General features: G+C 36.8%; 16 protein-coding genes. 2 read left to right on the top strand and 14 right to left on the bottom strand.

What is annotated here, in order from left to right; all coding sequences use genetic code 11:
* Positions 1-52: 52 nt before the first annotated feature.
* From IW16_RS00560 to IW16_RS00570, 3 genes are read right to left on the bottom strand one after another with little or no spacing between them, the layout of a single operon-like run.
* Positions 53-871 carry a carboxypeptidase regulatory-like domain-containing protein gene (locus tag IW16_RS00560; protein WP_228376890.1) on the bottom strand — a complete coding sequence of 273 codons (819 nt, stop codon included), beginning with the start codon at positions 869-871 and terminating at the stop codon, positions 53-55.
* 14 nt (positions 872-885) lie between these two features.
* Positions 886-1695, bottom strand: a complete 810-nt coding sequence (locus tag IW16_RS00565; RefSeq protein WP_034738652.1) for a carboxypeptidase-like regulatory domain-containing protein — start codon at positions 1693-1695, stop codon at positions 886-888.
* Between the two features lie 6 nt (positions 1696-1701).
* Complete coding sequence (locus tag IW16_RS00570; protein WP_034738654.1) at positions 1702-2448, bottom strand: carboxypeptidase-like regulatory domain-containing protein; 747 nt, start codon at positions 2446-2448, stop codon at positions 1702-1704.
* A gap of 183 nt (positions 2449-2631) precedes the next feature.
* Here IW16_RS00570 and IW16_RS00575 point away from each other — a divergent pair, with 183 nt between their 5' ends.
* Positions 2632-5772 (top strand): UvrD-helicase domain-containing protein, encoded by a 3141-nt coding sequence (locus tag IW16_RS00575; RefSeq protein ID WP_034738655.1) that lies wholly within the window; start codon positions 2632-2634, stop codon positions 5770-5772.
* A 269-nt stretch (positions 5773-6041) separates the two neighbouring features.
* Here the strand turns inward: IW16_RS00575 and IW16_RS00580 are convergent, their stop codons facing one another.
* The 7 genes from IW16_RS00580 to folE form a co-directional block, all read right to left on the bottom strand.
* Positions 6042-6551 (bottom strand): ferritin, encoded by a 510-nt coding sequence (locus tag IW16_RS00580; RefSeq protein ID WP_034740414.1) that lies wholly within the window; start codon positions 6549-6551, stop codon positions 6042-6044.
* 126 nt (positions 6552-6677) lie between these two features.
* Positions 6678-7115 (bottom strand): hypothetical protein, encoded by a 438-nt coding sequence (locus IW16_RS00585; RefSeq protein WP_034738657.1) that lies wholly within the window; start codon positions 7113-7115, stop codon positions 6678-6680.
* A 179-nt stretch (positions 7116-7294) separates the two neighbouring features.
* A complete protein-coding gene (locus IW16_RS00590; RefSeq protein ID WP_034738658.1) occupies positions 7295-8248 on the bottom strand; it encodes a hypothetical protein in 954 nt (317 codons plus the stop codon).
* Between the two features lie 139 nt (positions 8249-8387).
* Complete coding sequence (locus IW16_RS00595) at positions 8388-11042, bottom strand: 4-alpha-glucanotransferase (protein WP_034740416.1); 2655 nt, start codon at positions 11040-11042, stop codon at positions 8388-8390.
* Positions 11043-11192: 150 nt separating this feature from the next.
* Entirely contained in the window at positions 11193-12359 is a 1167-nt protein-coding gene (locus tag IW16_RS00600; RefSeq protein ID WP_034738660.1) for a T9SS type A sorting domain-containing protein, read from the bottom strand.
* Positions 12360-12624: 265 nt separating this feature from the next.
* The gene (gene cysS / locus IW16_RS00605) at positions 12625-14091 is read right to left on the bottom strand and encodes a cysteine--tRNA ligase (RefSeq protein WP_034738662.1); all 1467 of its coding nucleotides are present in this window, start codon (positions 14089-14091) and stop codon (positions 12625-12627) included.
* 506 nt (positions 14092-14597) lie between these two features.
* Positions 14598-15266 (bottom strand): GTP cyclohydrolase I FolE, encoded by a 669-nt coding sequence (folE, locus tag IW16_RS00610; RefSeq protein WP_034725871.1) that lies wholly within the window; start codon positions 15264-15266, stop codon positions 14598-14600.
* Positions 15267-15355: 89 nt separating this feature from the next.
* On the opposite strand from folE, the gene IW16_RS00615 reads away from it, so the two are divergent.
* Positions 15356-16510 carry a hypothetical protein gene (locus IW16_RS00615; protein WP_034738664.1) on the top strand — a complete coding sequence of 385 codons (1155 nt, stop codon included), beginning with the start codon at positions 15356-15358 and terminating at the stop codon, positions 16508-16510.
* A 50-nt stretch (positions 16511-16560) separates the two neighbouring features.
* Here the strand turns inward: IW16_RS00615 and metF are convergent, their stop codons facing one another.
* The 4 genes from metF to IW16_RS00635 form a co-directional block, all read right to left on the bottom strand.
* The gene (gene metF, locus IW16_RS00620) at positions 16561-17520 is read right to left on the bottom strand and encodes a methylenetetrahydrofolate reductase [NAD(P)H] (protein ID WP_034725875.1); all 960 of its coding nucleotides are present in this window, start codon (positions 17518-17520) and stop codon (positions 16561-16563) included.
* A gap of 85 nt (positions 17521-17605) precedes the next feature.
* Positions 17606-20263 (bottom strand): methionine synthase, encoded by a 2658-nt coding sequence (metH, locus tag IW16_RS00625; protein WP_034738665.1) that lies wholly within the window; start codon positions 20261-20263, stop codon positions 17606-17608.
* A gap of 141 nt (positions 20264-20404) precedes the next feature.
* Positions 20405-21433 carry a homocysteine S-methyltransferase family protein gene (locus IW16_RS00630; protein ID WP_034738666.1) on the bottom strand — a complete coding sequence of 343 codons (1029 nt, stop codon included), beginning with the start codon at positions 21431-21433 and terminating at the stop codon, positions 20405-20407.
* Positions 21423-21794: a four helix bundle protein gene (locus IW16_RS00635; RefSeq protein WP_034738669.1), complete on the bottom strand. Its 372-nt coding sequence runs from the start codon at positions 21792-21794 to the stop codon at positions 21423-21425. Before IW16_RS00635 ends, IW16_RS00630 begins: the two co-directional genes overlap by 11 nt.
* Positions 21795-21815: the final 21 nt, after the last annotated feature.

Below are 21815 nucleotides of genomic sequence, written 5' to 3' on the forward strand. Positions count from 1 at the left end.
TCTGTGTAGCAGTATATCAATTTTCATTCCGATTTTTAAGAATTCTTTAACATTACTCCTGCTGTTTGCGCTGCTTTAATCTTTCGAGATAAACAGGCATGGTATCTTCCATTCTAAGCAGCACTCCGGATAGGTTTTTGGCCTTCACATAAGTTCTTACCTGAGGCTTAGCCTCAAAGGAATATTGGATAAATTCTGAAATTCGCTCTTCAGGAATTCCTGCTTTCGTAAAGTATTCATTATCCACTCTGTTGCGAACCCACATTATATGTTCCTGCAGATCATCATATCTGTACTGACGTTTCTGACGCCTTGCCTTTCCACTTATCAGATCGTAGGTACCCTGCACATCCAGGCTCCCTAAGAGAATTGGAAGAAGTACCTGCTTCACTTCTGCAGGTTTTTCCCGCATTTTCCCAACGGGCTGCGGCAACCCCACTGCCTCCCGCACAATTTCTCCTTTATCTACTTTTGCGGCCAGTCTTGAATCGATCTCCAGGTCGCCGGTTGGTTTTTTTACGATTTTCACCTCGCCTACATCTCTTGGAATGGGAATCATAGTGACCAGCAACTGAGGATTATATCCACTGGTCAGAACTCTTGTGGATACTCTGGTGAACTCTGCTTTTACAAATCTCAGCTCATCATTCGGAGAAGCTTCAATAGAAAATATTCCCTCAGAAGTGGAAGATGTTTTCTGATCAGTAGACATATTGATAATAAGAACTGAACTTAAATTTTCACCGCCATCATCCACGATACGTCCTGTTACAGTTTGTTGGGAAAAGACAATATCGAACAGAAAAATAAGAAAGAATACAATTTTCTTCCTGTCAGTAATATCAATATTTCCGCATACAAATTTCATCATGAATTTTACTACAATTAAATACTGTCAAGCTTATTGGTTTTCTTATATTCAGCAAAAGCTGCTCTTAGTTCAAACTCCACAACATCAATTTTAAAGTTCTTTCTGTATTTTTTCGCCATCATACGGGTATCATTCGCATAGACCAGAAACTTATCAATATGTTCTTCATCCATCCCATATTTTTTCAGGAACTGTAAATCTACTTCGTTTTTAACTCTTCTGATAAAATTTTGCGTTTCCGTATAATCGGCTTTGGTAATTTTAAGTTCTGTTGCTTTTTTAAACAGACCTACTGCAGCATCTAAAACTCCCAGAAGACTTACCTGACCTACACCATAATCGGGTCCTTTAAAGGTTTTCGAAACTGTATTATCCGGTAAAGCATCAATCAGCGGACTTTTCATATACTCATCCAATTCCGATCTTAAAGCCACCACTTTTCTGGATTCATTAAGATGTTTGCTGTCTCTTTCCAGATTTCCCGTAGGCCTATAAGTGATCTTTACCTCAGGAATTTCTATTTCTACTTTTTCAAGGTTTATGATTAAAGGAGTATTGAAATTTTCATTTACTACTTTCTTATCAAAACGATAATAACCTTCTTTTACAAACCTCAGTTCATCATCTTCAGAAGCATCAATACTAAACTTTCCCGAAGCATCACTCAAAGTACTTTTCTGGTTGGAAACATTGATAATCAAAACCTGACTAATATTGGTTTTACTGTTATCTGTCACTATTCCTGTTATACTTTGTTGAGAAAAAAATTCTGCAGACAAAAAAAACGGTACGACATAAAGACTTTGTTTAATGTAAGTTCTCATCTCTTATTATCTTTGAGTCTGCGGGGCGCGGTAAGAGGAAATTCTTGTGAGTACAAATCTTTGAAATCTGTTCAGATCTGCATCACTGCAGAAACCGTATTTCAGAATACTTTTTCTTTCAAAACCTCCTGCCAAAACGTAACTTATAAAATGTTCTATAAGAGGTTTATCTATTTTAAGATCTGTAAAATATTCATCACCAAGTGCAGAATGAAGGTAATTGATGAGATCAACATCATCCCATTTGTTTTTGATTTTTCCAATAGAGAATCCCTGGCCCTTAGGCTGCACAAATTCACCGGGTCTTGCCGCAAGCACCCTCGGATCTGATTTCTGAGAAATGTAGCGATCCATATCCTTGATCAGTTTTTCGACCTTTTTGGGTCTGTTAAGATTTTTAGCATCAATCTTCAGATTACCTGTAATTCCCTGCTTTATTTCTACTTCAGGAATTAATATGGTCGCTTTAGCTAAAGTAACATTAATGGGAGATTCAATATTTTCTTTGGAAACCTTTCTTCCTATACGTTCGTAACCTGCTTTTATAAAGCGAAGTTCATCTCCTGCTCTTCCGGAAACCATAAAATGTCCGTCCCGATTGGTCACTACCATTTCATCTGTTCTGATATTGATGACAGTTACATCAGGAATTTCAGCACTGTCTTCAGAAATTACTTTTCCGAAAATATAATTCTGGGCATGGGCATTGATGAAGAAAAAAGTGATTAAAAAAAAGAGTAGTTTAAATTTCACGGAGCGTTTTTTATAGAGCAAATCTAAAATTATTTTTAACTTAATCCACAAGTTTAACCACAGTTAACGTGTTTTAGGATTTCTTTTTGATTTTTGCCCGGCAAACTGTTAATTCACAAGCCGGAATTGTTAAAATTTCACTTAAAATTTAGCTAACTTGCAGTCTTAATTCTAAATTCAGTAATGCAAAATTCTTATACAGTGATCAATGCTTCAGCCGGATCAGGGAAAACATATGCCCTTGTCCAGAGGCTTCTGATGATCTGTCTCCGGTATCCCAATCAGCAACAGTCGATCAGGAATATTCTCGCGCTCACTTTTACCAACAAAGCAGCCAATGAGATGAAGGAAAGGATTTTGTCGTGGCTGGGGAATTTTTCAGCTGACAACTTTGCCGAAAATGGAGACTTGAAAAATATCCAGACAGCATTTGAGGCTGATGGTCTAAGAATTACAATTGATGAACTTCATAACCGTTCAAAAAAATTGCTGGACTATGTTCTTCACAATTATTCAACCCTGAACATCGGAACCATTGACCGTTTTAATTCAAGGTTGGTACGAAGTTTTTCGTATGAACTGGGTTTGGCGAAAAATTTTAATCTTGAAATCGATGCTGAACCTTTTCTTATCGAAGCTGTGGATAAAATGCTGGACCAGATTGGTGAAAATGATAACATTTCCAATTCTTTCATGGACTATGTGGATTACAGCCTTGAAAACAACGAAAGAATCAACCTCAACAAGAATCTTTATGATTCCGCAAAGGAGTTTGTAAAGGACATCCACTATGAACATTTGAAAAGCAACAAAAGCTTTGATGACACGAATTATGAAAATATAAAAAATACACTGAGAAAAGAGATTGTACAGAATAAGAAACTGTCTGTAGAAATTTCAACAAAGTCAGTTGAACTGTTTCGTTCAAGAAACATCGAGATTGAAGATTTTGCTCAGGGTAAAAACGGGATTGGAGGGTTTTTCGCGAAAGTTCAGGATTTTTACAGTCAAAAAAGACCGGGGTTTCCATTTCCCACTACACAGGAAGAGTCTGTCATCAATAATTACAGAAAAGGAGCTTCTTCAAAATCCAAAAGCAAGGAACCTGAAATTTTTGAAATCCTAGACCAGCTTCTTGACAATCGGATGCAGCTGATTCTTTTATATATTGAAACTCAAAAGAAAGAAAAAATCTTATCTGCACTTCTTCCTTTAAAGGTGAACAAAGATATCCAGGACGAACTAAAAAAAATTGAGGAAGAGAATGATCTTGTTTTGCTTTCAAAATTTAATATTCTGATCAATGAAAACCTTAAGAACGAACCGTCAGCTTTTATTTATGAAAAGGTAGGTTCACAGTTTCAGCACTATTTTTTTGATGAGTTTCAGGATACTTCGGAACTGCAGTGGCAGAATTTTGTTCCCTTACGTGATCACAGTGTTTCCTCAGAAAATACTTCATTTACGCTGGTAGGTGATCCCAAACAAAGTATCTACAGATTCCGGGGTGGAGAAAGTAAACTGATGCTGGATATTATCAATAAAAAGGAATTTTCCCCTAAAGAAGCAACCCTTTTTGTTTTGAAAGATAACTGGCGAAGTGCTAAAAATATTGTCCATTTTAATAATGAGTTATACCGATACCATTCACTTGATCTGGAAGAAGAACACCGTAATATTTTCGGTGAAGACGCTGAACAGAGCCCAAGATCTCAGATCGAAGGACGTGTAAAGGTAAGTTTGATTGAAAATCTAACCAATGATGATTTTTATAACGACACCTCTGAAAAAATGAGGAGAGATATCCAGGAAAGTCTGGATAACGGATTTAAATTTTCCGACATTACCATCTTATGCCGTGGCAACTTTGATATTTTCAGTTATTCTCAGAAACTGGGAAATTTGAAAGTAAACTACCGCGGTGAAGAAACAAATATCAAAACGATTTCTGATAAAGGCCTAACCCTTGAATTATCAAATACATTAAAGGCTGTCATTGAGTTTCTTCGATGGGGAATCAACCCTAAGAACAGGCCAAACCTGATCATGATGATGTATTATCTGAATACGCTTGGGAGAATCCAAATGACCGATTTCACACTGGAAATGAATGAGATCTTAGAGCTTGAAACGCATGAGGAGATTCTTGAGTTCATTCAAAATAAATATTCCCTTAAACTGAAACAGGAAAACTTTCCAAGATTCAACCTGTATAATTTTGTAGAATACTATATCAATGAATTCGCTGTTGAGAACAAGGAAACAGATTTTCTTCTGAATTTCCTGGAAATGCTTTTCAATTTTACGCAAAATGCAGGAGCCAGCACAAAAGAATTTTTGAAATACTGGGACGAAGAAGCTTCTTCTTATACCATACAGGCGTCAGAAAATATTGATGCAGTTCAGATCATGACGATCCATAAATCCAAGGGACTGGAATTCCCGATTGTATTTATCCCGATGATGAATAAAAACCGGGATAGCGAATTTACCAACTGGTTTGATACCAATAATGATGACGCTTTGAAATCAGTCAACATCAACCAGTTCAGTAAAAACCTGGAAGTTTATGACGAGGAGATAGAAGCTTTCAACAAAAAGAATTCTTATAAAAATTTGATCGACAGGTTATGTCTTCAATATGTGGCTACGACGCGTCCGGTCGAGCAACTGTTTTTCTATCTCCAGAAGGCCAATAAAACCTCTAATAATCTTGAGCTGCTGGAGTTCTTTAATGGAAAAAACACAGAGCAGGCAGATGAATTTGATCTCTATGAAGTGAAACCTGAAATGCTTAAAAAGCGTTCAAAGGATAAAATATCATTGTTTAAAACCAAGGATATCCACAACCTTAAAAATATCAATGAAAACCGATCTTCTATCAAGATCGCTACTCCTTCCAAAAACTATCAGGTACGGAATGAGAAGGTAAGGATAGGACTTTTCGTTCATGAATTGCTATCTAAGATCAATACAGAGAAAGACATTGCCAAGGTTTTGGAAAGCTACGTTTTGGATGGGCAGATCACTTTGGATGAAAAAAATGAGATTCAGGAAACCTTGGTTCAGATCATAAAAAAATATGCGGAGTTCTTTGACGAAAAATGGGAAGTAATCAACGAGAAAGATATTATGATTTCTGAAAGAGGGCAAAGCCATATGTTCAGACCGGACCGTATTCTGAAAGGAGAAGAAGGGTATATTATTGTTGATTTTAAAACCGGTGAACAGACAGAAAAAAACGAACTTCAGATAGAAAGGTATAAAAATATCCTGGAAGGCTTAGGAAGAAAGGTCTTAAAGACACAGCTTATTTATCTCTAGTACCAGAAATTTACCTAAATACAATTTTCAACAAAGTTTTCCACAAAGAAATGTTGATAACTTCAATCTAATAGCCTAATAACATTATTTTCAGAATAATATATAAAAATAAAAGTAGAAATATTATCCACAATACGATTAAAATTCACTAAATTTTTGTGGATAACATTCTTAAGTTATCCACATTCTCCAAAATTTGTGTTCATAAAAATAAAACAGCCCCTGCGTTCTCCGAACGCAGGGGCTGTTTCTTTTACTATATCGTTTAATTAAGCTGTTGCAGCCGGAACAAAAACTCTTTGAGATAACTCCTGATCAAAAAGATATAATGCAGATGGGTTATCGCAAACCATCTTGATTTTTGTAACATACTGTGAAGCACTGGCTTCTTCTTCTACCTGCTCATTGATGAACCACTGCATGAAAGATGTTGTTGCAAAATCACCCTCATCATTAGCATTTTTTACGATATTGAAGATGCTTCTGGTTACTTTTTTCTCATGCTCCAATGCTTTTTCGAAAATATCAGTAGCATTTTCAAACTCATGCGGAGGTTTTGCAATTTCTCCGATGATGATCTCCCCTCCTACATCATTTAAAAAGTCAAACATTTTATCTGCATGCATCAATTCCTCTTTACTCTGAACTCTGAAGTAATTCGCAATTCCATCAAGATCTTTTCCTGAAAACCAGGCAGACATTGAAAGGTAATATTGTGCGGCATATTGTTCGTGAGCTATCTGTTCGTTTATTAACGTTGCAATTTTTTCGCTGATCATAAGTATAAATTTATATTCAAAAATAAGGAATAAAAGCCCGAAATCAAAAGTTTTAATGAAAATTAATACAAAAAGGACGGGGAGATTCCCGTCCTTCACACATTAAAAAATCAAAATTATGAACTGTTATTTTGCTTCAGGAGCTGCAGTATTCATAGGCTTTTTCATCATTTTTCTATCCTTCATTGCCACCCTTCTCTGCTCCATTTTAGCTTTCCTGTCCGCCTGCCATTTATCATACTGATCAGGAGTCAGGATTTTTTTCATATCAGCATCCATCTGAGCTCTCTTGGCTTTCTTATCCTCCATTTTGGCCTGTCTCGCTTCTTTGCTTTTGTCAAAGTCGGCTTTCATTTCAGATTTTCTCTTTTCATGAAGTGCTTTTATTTGAGCTACCTGAGACTGATTGAGGTTAAGATCCTTCTGCATCTGATCAAGGTGCTCCTGATGCTTCTGCTGCATCTCGGCTCTTTTTACCTGTTTGTCCTGTGGAGTTGTTGTCTGTTGCGCCATGGCAAGACCTCCTATTCCGATAAATGCTATTGCTAAAACTAATTTTTTCATCTTAAAAAATATTTAATTAATTGTTATACATATCTTTGATTATTAGTTAAAAGATAAGTTAAACGGAAATATTCATAAATAATGTTAAATTTAAATATCAAAATCATAAAATAGAAAATAAAAAAAAGGACAGATCCTAAAATCTGCCCTTCACACCACTTAAATATAATATATGAAAATTATTTACTTACTAACCGGTTTCTGAAACCGCCATTACTATCATTATTTTGCGGTCTTGCGCTTGAGTTTTCAGATCTCGAACTTCCATTGTTTCCTCTGAATCCTCCTCCGCTATTTTCTCTTCTTGGAGTGTTATCTCTTTTCACATCATTGTTTCCTCTGAAACCTCCGTTTCTTGTTCCGCTATTCTCTGCATTTCCCCTAAAACCTCCGGTATCTCTTCCTCCATTGCTACCATTCCGGAAACCTCCTGAATTATCGGATCTTCCGGCATTTCCGGTCTGATTACGGAAACCTCCAGAACTTCTCTCTCTAACTGGTTCTCTAAAACCATTATTCGGTCTGCTTGTTCTGATTACATTAAAAGTAGGATTATCCGTTCTTCTGAATCTGGATCTGTCTACTCTGTATACATTGATATTGACATTTCTGTACCTTGGCATTACCGTATATCTTGGTGCATAATATGTTCTTCTGTAATTTTGGAAGTAAACAATAGGACTGGCTCCACGATAATAATTATTTTGAAAAACAACAAATGTTCTTGGTCCTAAAATTCTTTCCAATGCATAGAATCTGTCATAATACCATCTATCCGGATTATATCTGTAAAAATTATCCCAGGTAGAAAAATTAACATACAGGTTATTCAGACTTAAAATCTGGTCGATCTGCCATCGGTTCAGTCTGTTTTCTCTAAAAAATACATTCCAATTGATATTTGTAACACTGTTTCTGTAGTCATTATAATATCCCTGATAGTAATCACTTGGGTAATAATCCTGAGGATAGTTGTAATAATAATCGTCCGGGAAATAATTTCTGTCATCTTCATCAGTATACCCTCCATTCTGGTAATATCCATCATCTCCCCATCCGTTATTATTTGGATACTGCTGGGCGGAAGACAAAGCTGCCAGTCCCAAGGCAAATCCCAAAAGTATTTTTTTCATCTCTATAGTCGTTAATTGGTTAGTATATAGTAGAATATCTCTATTCTGTCTTTTGGATACAAATAAAAAAAAGAAGTTAAATCATAAGATCGAACTTCTTTTAAATTAGAGTTAACCAATTGATAATCAAATGTTAAATTTACACCCTTCCACTGTCTTTCACCCAGTAAGCAATTTTTTCATTGAAGATTGTTTTATTTTTCAAATCTTCAATGTTAAGATGCATTCTGTAACGCCAGTAGTGTGGGAAAACTGCAGGATTATTAATCCTTTCGTTGTCCATATTAGGGTTGGTAAGCTCAGAATCTGTCGCCCAAAATTCCTGGATAGGAAAAATGGCCAGCATTGCATTATTGTAGAGATGCTGTTTCATAATGATTTCAGCCAGATGAGAGTTCATCTCTTCCGGCGCTTTTCCATATTGTATCAGCTGCTGGTTAAAATATTTCTGCGTAACCACAGGATCTTCTTTCCACCACTGTCTCAGTGTAGAACTATCGTGGGAAGAAGCCGTTACCACATTCATATAATCCGCATTTTTGGGATTATAAAAAGGAACATTATCCGATGGCATGCGCTGTACTTTCAGTGCAATAATAGCGAGCTCATCCATGACTAAAGGAACACACGCAGGCACCATTCCAAGATCTTCTCCACAGATCAGCATTTTTGTAGCATTGAGAATAACCGGAAGTATTTCCATCGCTTTTTCACTCCATAAATAATCCTGTCTTCTGAAGAAATAATCTTGATACAGATCATAAATCGCTTTTTGCTCCCATTCAGAAATATATTTATAGGAATCGGAACGATAGACATTAAATCTGGGATGATATACTATTTCACCTTTTCTTTCTTCAGTAAGAAATAAAACATTGGCGCATAAGGAAATTAACTTTTCTTCTATAACACCTCTCGGGTACTTTTTGAAAAAATCGGTGAGCTTTCTTTGGGTATCGAATTCTTCTTTAAATGAATATGTCCCATCATTATTACTGTTAATAAATTCAAGGGCCTTGCCGCTATTTTCACCAAAATACTCCCAAAGGATCATATCATTGATAAAAGGCATGCAATAGCGGTTAAAATCAAATGGAATATGTCTTGCCTTGAATTCATCCGAAACAACAGGAACCGCAGGGTAGAAATACCCTAAAATCCCTTGTGTAGCCGACACAGGCATTCTCCAAATCCTGAAAAATCCTAAAATATGATCAATTCTCATCGCATCAAAATACTGCTCGAGTGCTTTAAGCCTATTTTTCCACCAGCGGTAATTGTCTTCCTTCATTGCTTCCCAATTGTATGTTGGGAATTCCCAGTTCTGTCCCAGTTCTGTAAACTGATCGGGTGGCGCTCCGGCCTGGAAATCCATCCCGAAAAGTTCGGGTTCCGTCCAGGCTTCTACAGAATACCTGTAAATACCTATTGGAAGATCACCCTTCAGAGATACTCCTAAACTATGGATATATTCAACAGCATCTTTTAGCTGTAAATGAAGCTGGTATTGCACCCAGGCATGGAGCATACAAACATCATAGTCTTTACTTTTTACCGTGAAAAGCTGTGAAACTTTTCCTGCGATATACTTTTTGTGGGTTTTCCAGTCGTTGAAATTAGGGGTTTTATATTTATCCCTCAACACACAGAATGCGGAATAAGGAATCAGCCAATGTTCATTATCTTTTATAAATTTCTTAAAATTACGGTCTTTATAAATCTTTTCTTTTTCTGCACTGAAAACTGCTTTTAAAAATCTCCATTTGCTTCCAATCACTTTTTCATAGTCGACCAAATCCAAATCATTTAATGCTTCTTTTTCAGACTGATACTCAAAAACTAATTCTTTCGGTAAATCATAATCAAGGTTCTCCAATGAAATATACTGTGGATGCAGGGCATAAACAGAAACTGCTGCATAAGGGTAGGAATCCGTCCATGAATAATTGGCCGTTGTATCATTAATGGGAAGAATCTGAATAATTCCCAGACTGGTTTCTTTTGTCCAATCTGCAAGATTCTTAAGGTCAGAAAATTCACCTACGCCGAACCCTTTCTCAGTTCTCAAAGAAAATACCGGAACCGCTACACCTGCATCATGGTACATCTGATATGACCTGAATTTAAAATAGTGGTTGGACACAATTTGCAATACATCTGTAAGAGGATTAGGCAGTGTAAATCTATTCTCACCTGTCTCAACATCAATGACTCTCCCCTCCTTCTTATCGTAAATACAGTATTTGAACTGAATAAATTCATTCTCAGGAATTTCAATGGAAACTTCCCAGATCCCAAAACCGGACTGAGAAAGATGAATCGTTTTTTCATCATTCCAATTTCCCAGAGAAGCTGTACTGCCAAAGAGCACGATCTTCCAATCTGGATTATAAAGAGGTGCTTCAATTCTGAATAAATGGGTATGTTTTTTTAAAACTGTCGCCTTTTCAGGAACGAACTGATTAAGCTTATTATAAAGAATTTTATTATTTAAATAGTTCTCCGGGAAATTCTTGTTATTCCATTCATCAAAAATAATAAACTCCTTGTAGTTATGGGGAAAATTAAGGTGGTGCAAAACAAATTCTTCTCTAAGAACGCTTCCTTTTTCGTCTGAAAGCCTGTATTTATATGAAATTGATTTTGAGAAATAATCTACCTCACATTTCCAAATTCCATTTTCTGCATAAAACAAGGTATGAATCTGGACATCAGAACCTTTATCATCTACAATTACGAGCTGTAGATTCTGTCCGGCCATTGCATTATATCCTACATTAAAGTATAACTTCATCTGTATTTTTTTATAAAAGTACATTTTAATATCGAAAGACAAAACTTATTGAAGATCAAATAATCATTAAAAAAACCTTTCCAAAATAAGTTGAAAAGGTTTTAAATTATCATTGAAGTTAAATGAAATTTGCGTCAATAACTATACTGTTTATTCTGTAACAAGAATTTTTTTGTTTAGCAGAACTTTACCAGATTCATCCGTAATACCTACCACATAAACTCCGTTAACTACACTCTTCAAATAAACCTGCTGATTCAGTAAACCGTCTTTCACAGACAACTTTTGTTTCATTACATTTTTCCCTGAGAAATCAAAAAGGCTTAGAGTCAGATTTCCTTTTACGGTTTTATCGTTGACGTCGATATTGATAAAATGTTCATCAACTTTGATTGGATAGATATTTATATTCGCCAGTGCATTCACTGAAGAAGTTCGGTCATTTGCAAAATATCTACTTGCCAGATCGTAAATATGTGGTTTTTCTTCACCTGGAAGTACTTTTGCACGAAGTGTCCCAAGGTCCACCTCATACAGACTGTCTCCTTTGGAACTTGCAATAATAACCTTTCCTTTAGCATTCACAGCCGATCCATTCACTGAATAATGTTCTGGAATACCCGATATTTTACCAACAAATTTTGCTTTTAATTCTTTAGGCGTAATTTTGAATACATTTCCTGAAGCTGAAAAAACATAAAAATTGTTTTCAGCATCTGCTATCATATCTCCTCCAAAACCAGTTTCCATTGCTGTAAATGAATTCTTTCCGTTCGAATCATCATCTTTAATGATTCCAAGATCATTCACTATATACTGGCTTTCTTTTTTGCTGATCTTCAACAATTGGGTTCCCGCATTGTTGAGCGCATAGATATTTCCATCATATCCTGCGGCCATTCTTGTGATATGAGAATTGACATCACAAGACGTTACTCTTGCTACCGTATTTTGTACCAATGTGATTTCCTTTGTTATTGTATTTAAAACATAAATATTGGACGAAAACATTGGCATATACACCAGATTATTATTCATCGGATCATAAGCAAGAGCTGCCATTGTAGCTGCCTGTGAATGGCTATAGGAGTTTTTATCTTCTGAAACACTTCCTTTTCTCTCCTGAGAGAAAACTTTCGCTGAAGTATCTGCCGAGAATAGTTTTTCTTTTGAAGTACCGTTTGTACCGTCCATAACTCGGAAATCACTGAAAACAATGCTTGAGGTATCTTTTCCGGCGATCGCAAAAATATCCTGCTGTGCATGGGCATTGAAGCCTAACACAAGCAGGAAAAGAGGGAATAAATGTTTTTTCATACTATGTAGAATTTAGATTCGTAATCATTTTATGACTAAGTTACGTAATTTAATAATTAGGTAATAAAAAAAATACCAGTATTCAGATAACATTTATAATTATTTAATATAAAAGTTGATATTCTGACAATTACAATTTCAAAGTTTTATGATTAAAATTGTATTAATTCCAAAAAACAGGGATCGTCAGTTCTGTCAAGATCATTGGTATTACAACAAAAAACTCCCGCTTATGGGCGGGAGCTGTATCATTTATTTTTGAGGTCTAATTCAGAACGTAGCTGGTCCCGTCTCTTCCATCTTTTAGTTCAATACCTTCAGCAAGAAGTTTGTCTCTGATTTGATCCGAAAGGTCAAAGTTTTTTGATTTTCTTGCCTGATTTCTCAGTTCAATCAAAACTTTTAAAGTCTGATCAAGTTTCTCATTATTGTTTTCTTCAATATTCTGAAGTCCTAAAACGTCGAATACAAAAGCATGCAGCGTAGTTTTTAAATCTTCAAGATCTTCCAAGGAGATGGTCTCTTTACCGTCATTTAAAGCAAAAATAAATTTTACTGCTTCAAACAGGTGAGCGATCAAAATCGGAGAATTGAAATCATCAGTTAACGCATCATAGCATTTCTTTTTCCACTCTTTAAGATCAAAACCAGACTGTTTTTCATTGTCCGGAGTGATCGAGTTTAATACTTTAATGGCTTCCATTAATCTGATAAATCCTTTTTCGCTGGCGATCATCGCATCATTTGAGATATCCAGCACACTTCTATAATGTGCCTGCAGGAAGCAGAAACGCACGATTGAAGGATGGAAAGGCTTTTCAAAGAAGTCATTTTCTCCGGTCACCAGCTGCATTGGAAGGATATAGTTCCCTGTCGACTTACTCATACGCTGAGAATTCATTGTCAGCATATTGGCATGCATCCAGTAGTTCACCGGAGCGGTATCATTGCAGGCTTTCCCCTGAGCAATTTCACATTCATGGTGTGGGAATTTCAAGTCCATTCCACCACCGTGGATATCAAATTTTTCACCCAAATATTTTGTACTCATTGCTGTACATTCAAGGTGCCATCCCGGGAAACCTTCTCCCCAAGGGGAATTCCATCTCATAATATGAGCAGGAGATGCTTTTTTCCATAAAGCAAAATCCTGTGGATTTTTCTTTTCACCCTGTCCGTCAAGATCTCGGGTATTGGCAAAAAGTTCTTCGATATTACGTTTTGAGAGCTCGCCATAGTTCAGGCCTCTTTTATTGTATTCAAGCACGTCGAAATATACAGAACCATTACTTTCGTACGCGAAACCTCTTTCGATAAGTTTCTGTGTAAGCTCGATCTGTTCTACGATATGACCTGTAGCTGTCGGCTCAATATTGGGAGGAAGCAGGTTGAACATTTCCAAAACTTTATGGAAATCCACCGTATATTTCTGTACGATCTCCATAGGCTCAAGTTTTTCCAGACGGGTTTGTTTTACGAATCTGTCGTTATCTACATTTCCATCGTCAGTAAGGTGCCCTGCATCGGTAATATTTCTTACGTATCTCACTTTATATCCCAAATGCATCAGGGTCCGGTAAATAAAATCAAAGGAAAGAAATGTTCTTACATTTCCCAAATGCACATTGCTGTATACGGTAGGCCCGCAGACATACATCCCGACATTTCCTTCTAAGATAGGTTTAAATATTTCTTTTTCTCCTGTAAGAGAATTATATAGTTTTAGTTGCATTTTTTAAAATTAAAAAAATTCAGTTGATTAAATGATTTAAAAATTAGGTAAAATAATTCTATCCACAACAAATAATTGTTGTGAGAAAAATTTTATTTGAAACTTTTTTAAATATTACCATGGTACAAATTTAACAGTAAATATCTGATCAACCAATTAGCCAACATTGCTTAATACAAAATAATTTTCAACAAATTTAAAGAAAAATATATCTTCTTAATAGGTAAATTCCTGACCTGTTTTGATAGATATTACCGATTCACTATTGTTGAAGCCCTCGGTTTTTTGATGTTATTTTTAATATATTCTTTCATACTCCAATACATAAAATTCTACTTTTTGTATAGGCGCAGATATTTCGTATCAATCCTCCCTGAATTTCAAATTTGCAGGCTACTTACTATTGGATCTAATGACCTCTACCATCTCCTTTCTATTATTGACCTGCAAATCTCTGAAGCTCAGCTTCGATAATGTTTTTTAGAATATGGTAATCCATTTATTGACTAATAATCAAGCTTAGCATGACTTCCTACGTAATGAAGAAATTCTTGTCTGGTGATAGGATTGGTTCTGAAAATTCCGCTTAATTCTGCCGTGATGGTAGAACTTGCTGTATCTTTTATTCCTCTGCAGTTGACGCATAAATGTTTTGCATCAATAATGCAGGCAACATCTTTGGTACCTAATGCTTCTTTCAAAGCATCTACGATTTGCATCGTCAGTCTTTCCTGAACCTGCGGCCTTTTTGCGTAATAATCCACAATCCTGTTGATCTTGGAAAGACCAATTACTTCACCATTTGAGATATAAGCTACATGGGCTCTTCCAATGATGGGGAGAAAATGGTGTTCACAGAAAGAATATACGGTAATATCCTTTTCCACCAGCATCTGGCGGTATTTGTATTTGTTGGAAAATGTAGAAATCCCAGGTTTGTTTTCCGGAAGAAGTCCTCCAAAAATTTCATTTACATACATTTTGGCCACACGCTTCGGTGAATCCTTTAAAGAATCATCCGTCATATCCATCCCCAGTGTTTCCATAATTTCACCAAAAAGTTCGGTGATTTTTTCTATTTTTTCCTGTGGCGATTTATCAAATGCATCTTTTCTTATAGGCGTATGCTCTTTTCCAGTGAAAATATCATCGTCGTTATCAGTAAAATCAACCATTTTTATTTAATTTGCAGCAAAAATACGGATAAAATCTGTTCATCGATTTCAATTTGGACGAAAAACATTATCCATTCTCAACTTAGCCTATGATTATTGTCGAAGAAGTACAGAACGAAAACCAGAAAAAGAAATTTTTAGAATTTCCCGCCCAACTTTACCAGCACGACAAAAACTACATCAGACCCCGGAACCAGGACATTGAAGATATCTTTAATCCTGGAAAAAACATATCCTTCCAAAACGGAGAATGTGCCCGGTTTTTATTTAAAAATAAACAGAAAGAAACGGTAGGAAAAGTAGCGGTCTTTATCTCGGGTCTGTATGAACAGAAACAGCCTACGGGAGGAATAGGTTTTTTCGACTGCATCAATGATCAGAAAACAGCTGATTTTATTTTCGACCATTGTAAAGACTGGTTGAAGAAAAGAGGAATGGAAGCTATGGACGGGCCGATCAATTTCGGAGAGCGGGATAAGTTTTGGGGACTTTTAACGGAAGGTTTTGCTGAGCCCTTATTTGGAATGAACTATAATTTCCCTTATTACCAGAAACTGTTTGAAAACTATGGCTTTAAGCTGTATTTTGAACAACTCTGCTTTTCAAGACCCATTTTTGCTGAAGTTTCACGGATTTTCACGCTCATGCATACCAAGCACAGCAGGAATCCCGCGATCTCCGCAAGACCGATGAAAAAAAATGACCTTCCCAAATTTGCAAAAGATTTTACGACAATTTACAATCAGGCATGGGCTGCCCATGGTGAAGGGAAACAACTGGAAGAAGGAAAAGTTCTGAAAATGTTCAGAGCGATGAAGCCTATTATCAATGAACACATTTCCTGGTTCGTGTACGAAAATGAAAAACCTATTGCCATGTGGATGAATCTTCCGGATGTGAATCAGTGGTTCAAATATCTTAATGGAAAATTCGGTATTGTGGAAAAGCTTAAATTTTTGTGGATAAAACAATTCACAAAGAATGAAAAAATGGTAGGACTTGTTTTCGGTGTCATTCCTGAATGGCAGAAGAAGGGGATTGATGGATATATGATTTGGGAAGGGACACAGCACTTAAGAAAACATACCGATTTCAAGACAACGGAACTTCAATGGATCGGAGATTTTAACCCCAAAATGATAAAAATAGCAGAAAGTCTTGATACAACAGTTACCCGAAAACTTACCACTTACCGATATTTATTTGACCGCACCAAAGAATTTGAGAGACATCCGATTCTTTAAATAAAAAACCCTGCCATTAAATGGCAGGGTTCCTTTCATTAGATACTCTATTAGAATAGCTCTCCGGCTACTTTTTTAATATTATCACTTTTCCCCATGGAGTAAAAGTGGAGAACAGGGACTCCGAAATCCAACAGTTCTCTGCATTGGTTGATGGCCCATTCCACACCGATCTGTTTTACAGCTTCATTATTTTTAGCTTTTTCAACTTCATTGATCAGCTCTTCAGGAAGATCGATCTTGAATATCTGCGGCAGAATTTTTAAATGTTTTTTTGTTGCAATAGGCTTAATCCCCGGAATAATAGGCACCGTAATTCCCATTTCCCTTGCTTTCGTAACAAACTCTATAAATCTCTTATTGTCAAAAAACATCTGGGTTACAATATAATCTGCTCCGGCATCTACTTTTTGTTTCAACCATTTCAAATCATAATTCATAGAAGGTGCTTCCATATGCTTTTCAGGATAACCGGCTACTCCTACACAGAATTTGTTGAGCTCATCACAGGCTTCCTCATCGTTATGAAGATATTTCCCTCTTCCCAAATCATTAATCTGGTGAACAAGATCCATCGCACTGGCATGACCTCCCGGTGTAGGTTCGAAGTATTGATGCCCCTTCATTGCATCTCCTCTCAAAGCCATTATATTTTCTATTCCCAAATACATACAGTCTACCAGAAGGTATTCTGTTTCTTCTTTGGTGAAGCCTCCGCAAAGAAGATGGGGAACAGTATCTACATTATATTTATGCTGGATCGCGGCACAAATCCCTAAGGTTCCGGGACGCATTCTGGTGATACGGCGTTCCATCAATCCGTTTCCTTTATCAAGGTAAATATACTCTTCTCTGGAAGTGGTTACATCAATAAAAGGCGGTTTAAACTCCATAAGCGGATCTATATTGGTATACAGATCTTCAATTCCGATTCCCTTTTGGGGCGGAACCACTTCTAAGGAGAATAAGGTCTTCCCATTGGCGTTCTTTATGTGTTCAGTGATCTTCATTTTATAGTTTAGTTATTTTTGTTTCTGGTTGGCGAGTTGTTGGTTGGTAGTACTCAATAACCCCGACTAACATATTCATAAACCTTTAAGCTAGATTTGGAGATAACCATCTTCTTGCTTCGTCTATAGAACATCCTCTTCTTTTCGCATAGTCTTTAAGCTGATCTTCTGTAATTTTTCCAAGGCCGAAGTATTTCGCATGCGGACTTCCGAAATAGTATCCGGAAACTGCTGCTGTTGGAAACATTGCCAAACTTTCAGTAAGGAAAACGCCTGTATTTTCTTCTACTTTTAAAAGATCCCAGATGGTTTTCTTTTCCAAATGGTCAGGACAGGCAGGATAACCTGGAGCCGGACGTACTCCTTTATATTTTTCTGCGATCAAATCTTCATTGCTTAAACTTTCCTGATTGGCATAGCCCCAATATTCCGTTCTTACTTTTTTGTGCAAAAATTCAGCATAGGCTTCTGCAAATCTGTCTGCAAGAGCTTTTACCATGATGGCATTATAGTCGTCATTTGCTTTTTCATATTCTTCTGCAAACTCATCTGTTCCGAAACCGGTAGTCACGCAAAATGCTCCTACATAATCTGTTTTTCCAGAGCTTTGTGGAGCGATAAAATCACTTAATGCCAAATATTCTTTCCCCTTGGATCGCTGGGCCTGCTGTCTTAAAGTTAAGAATCTAGCCTGTTCTTCATTATTTTCGTTAAAGATCAGAATATCATCCGTTTCATTTGAATTGGCTTTAAAAATCCCGAAGATAGCTTTTGCCTGGAGCCTTTTTTCATCCAGAATTTTATTTAAAATAACCTGTGCATCTTTAAATAATTCTTTTGCCTGAGCCCCTACGACCTCATCGTCAAAGATATTTGGGTACTTCCCGTGCAGATCCCAACTTCTGAAGAACGGCGACCAGTCAATAAACGGAAGCAATTCTCTCAGATCCTGATCTTCAAAAACGGTTACTCCTAAATGATTCGGTGTAAAAATCTCTTCACTGTCCCAGTCGATACTGAAATGGCTTTTCCTTGCTTCTTCAATAGAAACATAATCTTTATCAACCTGTCTGTTCAGGAACTTTTCGCGGAAATCAGAATATTCGTCTTTCAGATCTGAAACATATTCTTTATTTCTGTCACCAAGCAGCGAGCTCACTACATTTACTGCCCGTGAAGCATCGTTGACGTGAACGACTGCATTTTTATATTTTAAATCAATTTTCACAGCGGTATGTGCTTTTGAAGTAGTTGCACCACCTATCAATAATGGAAAATTGAGATTTTGTCTTTCTAATTCAGACGCGATATATACCATTTCATCAAGACTTGGTGTGATCAATCCGCTTAATCCGATCACATCAACCTTATGTTCTATGGCAGCCTGAATAATTTTTTCGGCCGGAACCATTACTCCAAGATCAACGATTTCATAATTGTTACAGCCCAATACCACACTCACAATGTTTTTGCCTATATCATGAACATCACCTTTTACTGTGGCCATCAGAATTTTTCCATTGGCGGGTCTTGAACCGTCTTTTTCGTCCTCAATAAAAGGCTGAAGATAAGCAACTGCTCTCTTCATTACCCTCGCAGATTTTACAACCTGCGGTAAGAACATTTTTCCGCTTCCGAATAAATCTCCAACTACACCCATTCCGGTCATCAGATTAATTTCAATAACGTGAAGCGGCTTCGCAGACTGTAATCTTGCTTCCTCTACATCTTCTTCAATAAAACGGTCGATTCCTTTTACCAGGGCATGGGTAATTCTATCCTGTAAAGGTTTTGTACGCCATTCCAGATCTTCAACAATTTCCTTTTTGACGGATTTATGTTTTTCGGAATAATCCAAAAGTCTTTCGGTAGCATCCTCTCTTTTGTCAAGGATTACATCTTCTACAAGGCCAAGAAGTTCTTTATTGATCTCGTCATATACTTCGAGCATCGAGGGGTTAACGATCCCAATATTCATCCCTGCCTGAATGGCATGATAAAGGAATACGGAGTGCATCGCTTCTCTTACGGTATCATTTCCACGGAATGAAAAGGAAACATTACTTACACCTCCACTCACAGATGCATAGGGAAGGTTTTGCCTTACCCATCTTGTCGCTTCAATAAAATCGATGGCATTTCTTCTATGCTCATCCATTCCCGTTGCAACTGGAAAAATATTCAGGTCAAAAATGATATCTTCCGCAGGAAAACCAACCTGATTAACCAAAATATCATAAGACCGTTTTGAAATCTCAAGTCTTCGGTCATAATTGTCTGCCTGACCATCTTCATCGAATGCCATTACAATTACTGCAGCACCGTATCTTTTGACAGCTTTAGCCTGCTTGATAAATTCTTCTTCACCTCCTTTTAAGCTGATTGAATTCACTACACATTTACCTTGTGCTACCTGAAGTCCGGCTTCCAGGATCTCCCATTTTGAGGAGTCTATCATCACTGGAATTCTTGCGATATCCGGTTCTGAAGCTATTAAATTCAGGAATTTGATCATTGAAGCTTTTCCATCGATCAGTCCATCATCAAAATTGACATCAAGGATCTGTGCTCCGCCATCTACCTGATTTCTGGCAATATCTAGAGCTTCAGAGAATTTTTCCTCTTTTATCAGTCTTAAAAACTTTTTGGACCCAGCAACATTAGTCCTTTCACCAACATTGATGAAATTACTTTCCGGTGTTATGATAAGAGGCTCAAGGCCTGATAATCTTAAATATTTCATTAATTTTTTATTCTGCTAAATTATAATAGGCACTGTCTGCATTCGGTTTCGGCAGATCTATAATTCTGCTTAAAATGGTAAACAGCGGAAACTTTTTATAAACCAGCTTCTATTTCTTGTTTTAATTTAAAAACTACATGCTCACACAAATTCCTTTGCTTTTCTTGGCGGATATTGTGCGACCAAGTCTGAAATTGCTTTTATATGATCCGGAGTTGTACCACAGCATCCTCCGATGATATTAATAAGTTTTTTCTCAACATATTCTTTGATCTGTCTCGCCATATCTTCCGGTGTCTCATCATATTTTCCAAAAGCATTGGGAAGTCCGGCATTTGGATAGGCTGAAACATAAAATTCTGAGTTATGAGCCAGAGTTTCAAGATAAGGAGTCAGCTGGTCAGCACCCAAAGCACAGTTAAAACCTACACTTAATAAATTCAGGTGCGAAACAGATATAAGGAAAGCTTCTGCTGTCTGTCCACTTAAGGTTCTTCCCGAAGCATCGGTAATTGTTCCGGAAACCATGATTGGTATTTTAATATTTCTTTCATCCTGAAGTTCATCAATAGCGAACAAAGCCGCTTTTGCATTCAGTGTATCGAAAATGGTTTCTACCAAAAGTATATCTGAACCTCCATCCAGCAAAGCTTCACACTGTTGTTTATAGGCGACTCTTAATTCATCAAAAGTGATTGCTCTGTAACCGGGATCATTAACATCCGGGCTTAAGCTTGCTGTTCTGTTGGTAGGACCTATTGAACCTGCCACAAATCTGGGCTTATCTGGATTTTGAGCAGTAAATTCGTCACAGACTTTTTTAGCTATTTTTGCGGATTCATAGTTCAGTTCATACACAAGCTCTTCCATATGGTAATCCGCCATAGCTATGGTAGTTCCTGAAAATGTATTGGTTTCTATAATGTCTGCTCCAGCTTCCAGATATTTTCTGTGAACTTCCTCAATGGCCTGAGGCTGCGTCAGAGAAAGAAGGTCATTATTTCCTTTTACAGGATGCTCCCAGTCTTTGAAACGTTCTCCCCTGTAATCTTCTTCCTCGAATTTATAGCGCTGAAGCATGGTTCCCATAGCTCCGTCCAGAACGAGAATTCTCTTCTCCAATTGAGCGTTGAGCAATGAAAGTTGAGTGTCTACTGTATTATTTTTCATTTTCTATTTTCTTATAATAATTGATAAATCCACTGATAAGCTTTTTACATAAAATGATTTTTGCTGTAATTTTATCAAAATCTGTCTTAGAAATATGGTTTTGATCCAAGGACAAGCAAAGCTCATTTTCAAGCTTATATAAAGATCCTCCAGCAATATCCAAAAATGGCAGAGTACTTTCCGAGGTCCCTATTCCAAATCCTTCAGTCCTGTTTGAAGGAACTGAAACTACAGCTCTCCTAATGTAGCTGGTAAAATCCGGCAATTCTTTTCCTGATTTTTTTTTGGTGAAACTATCTAATAGAACAACCAATTTTTTTCCTTCATTCCAAACCTCCAGTTGTGTATAATCTCTGCTCATATGTATTATCTTTTAACGATT

The organism is Chryseobacterium vrystaatense (assembly GCF_000737765.1).
Taxonomy (GTDB): domain Bacteria; phylum Bacteroidota; class Bacteroidia; order Flavobacteriales; family Weeksellaceae; genus Chryseobacterium; species Chryseobacterium vrystaatense.

Coding starts and splice junctions, on each gene's coding strand:
- IW16_RS00590 (WP_034738658.1), bottom strand. CDS start 8,248: ATGAAAAAAATACTTTTGGGATTTGCCTTGGGACTGGCAGCTTTGTCT.
- IW16_RS00635 (WP_034738669.1), bottom strand. CDS start 21,794: ATGAGCAGAGATTATACACAACTGGAGGTTTGGAATGAAGGAAAAAAA.
- IW16_RS00615 (WP_034738664.1), top strand. CDS start 15,356: ATGATTATTGTCGAAGAAGTACAGAACGAAAACCAGAAAAAGAAATTT.
- IW16_RS00585 (WP_034738657.1), bottom strand. CDS start 7,115: ATGAAAAAATTAGTTTTAGCAATAGCATTTATCGGAATAGGAGGTCTT.
- IW16_RS00595 (WP_034740416.1), bottom strand. CDS start 11,042: ATGAAGTTATACTTTAATGTAGGATATAATGCAATGGCCGGACAGAAT.
- IW16_RS00575 (WP_034738655.1), top strand. CDS start 2,632: ATGCAAAATTCTTATACAGTGATCAATGCTTCAGCCGGATCAGGGAAA.
- cysS (WP_034738662.1), bottom strand. CDS start 14,091: ATGCAACTAAAACTATATAATTCTCTTACAGGAGAAAAAGAAATATTT.
- metF (WP_034725875.1), bottom strand. CDS start 17,520: ATGAAGATCACTGAACACATAAAGAACGCCAATGGGAAGACCTTATTC.
- folE (WP_034725871.1), bottom strand. CDS start 15,266: ATGGTTGATTTTACTGATAACGACGATGATATTTTCACTGGAAAAGAG.
- IW16_RS00565 (WP_034738652.1), bottom strand. CDS start 1,695: ATGAGAACTTACATTAAACAAAGTCTTTATGTCGTACCGTTTTTTTTG.
- IW16_RS00580 (WP_034740414.1), bottom strand. CDS start 6,551: ATGATCAGCGAAAAAATTGCAACGTTAATAAACGAACAGATAGCTCAC.
- IW16_RS00600 (WP_034738660.1), bottom strand. CDS start 12,359: ATGAAAAAACATTTATTCCCTCTTTTCCTGCTTGTGTTAGGCTTCAAT.
- IW16_RS00560 (WP_228376890.1), bottom strand. CDS start 871: ATGATGAAATTTGTATGCGGAAATATTGATATTACTGACAGGAAGAAA.
- IW16_RS00630 (WP_034738666.1), bottom strand. CDS start 21,433: ATGAAAAATAATACAGTAGACACTCAACTTTCATTGCTCAACGCTCAA.
- metH (WP_034738665.1), bottom strand. CDS start 20,263: ATGAAATATTTAAGATTATCAGGCCTTGAGCCTCTTATCATAACACCG.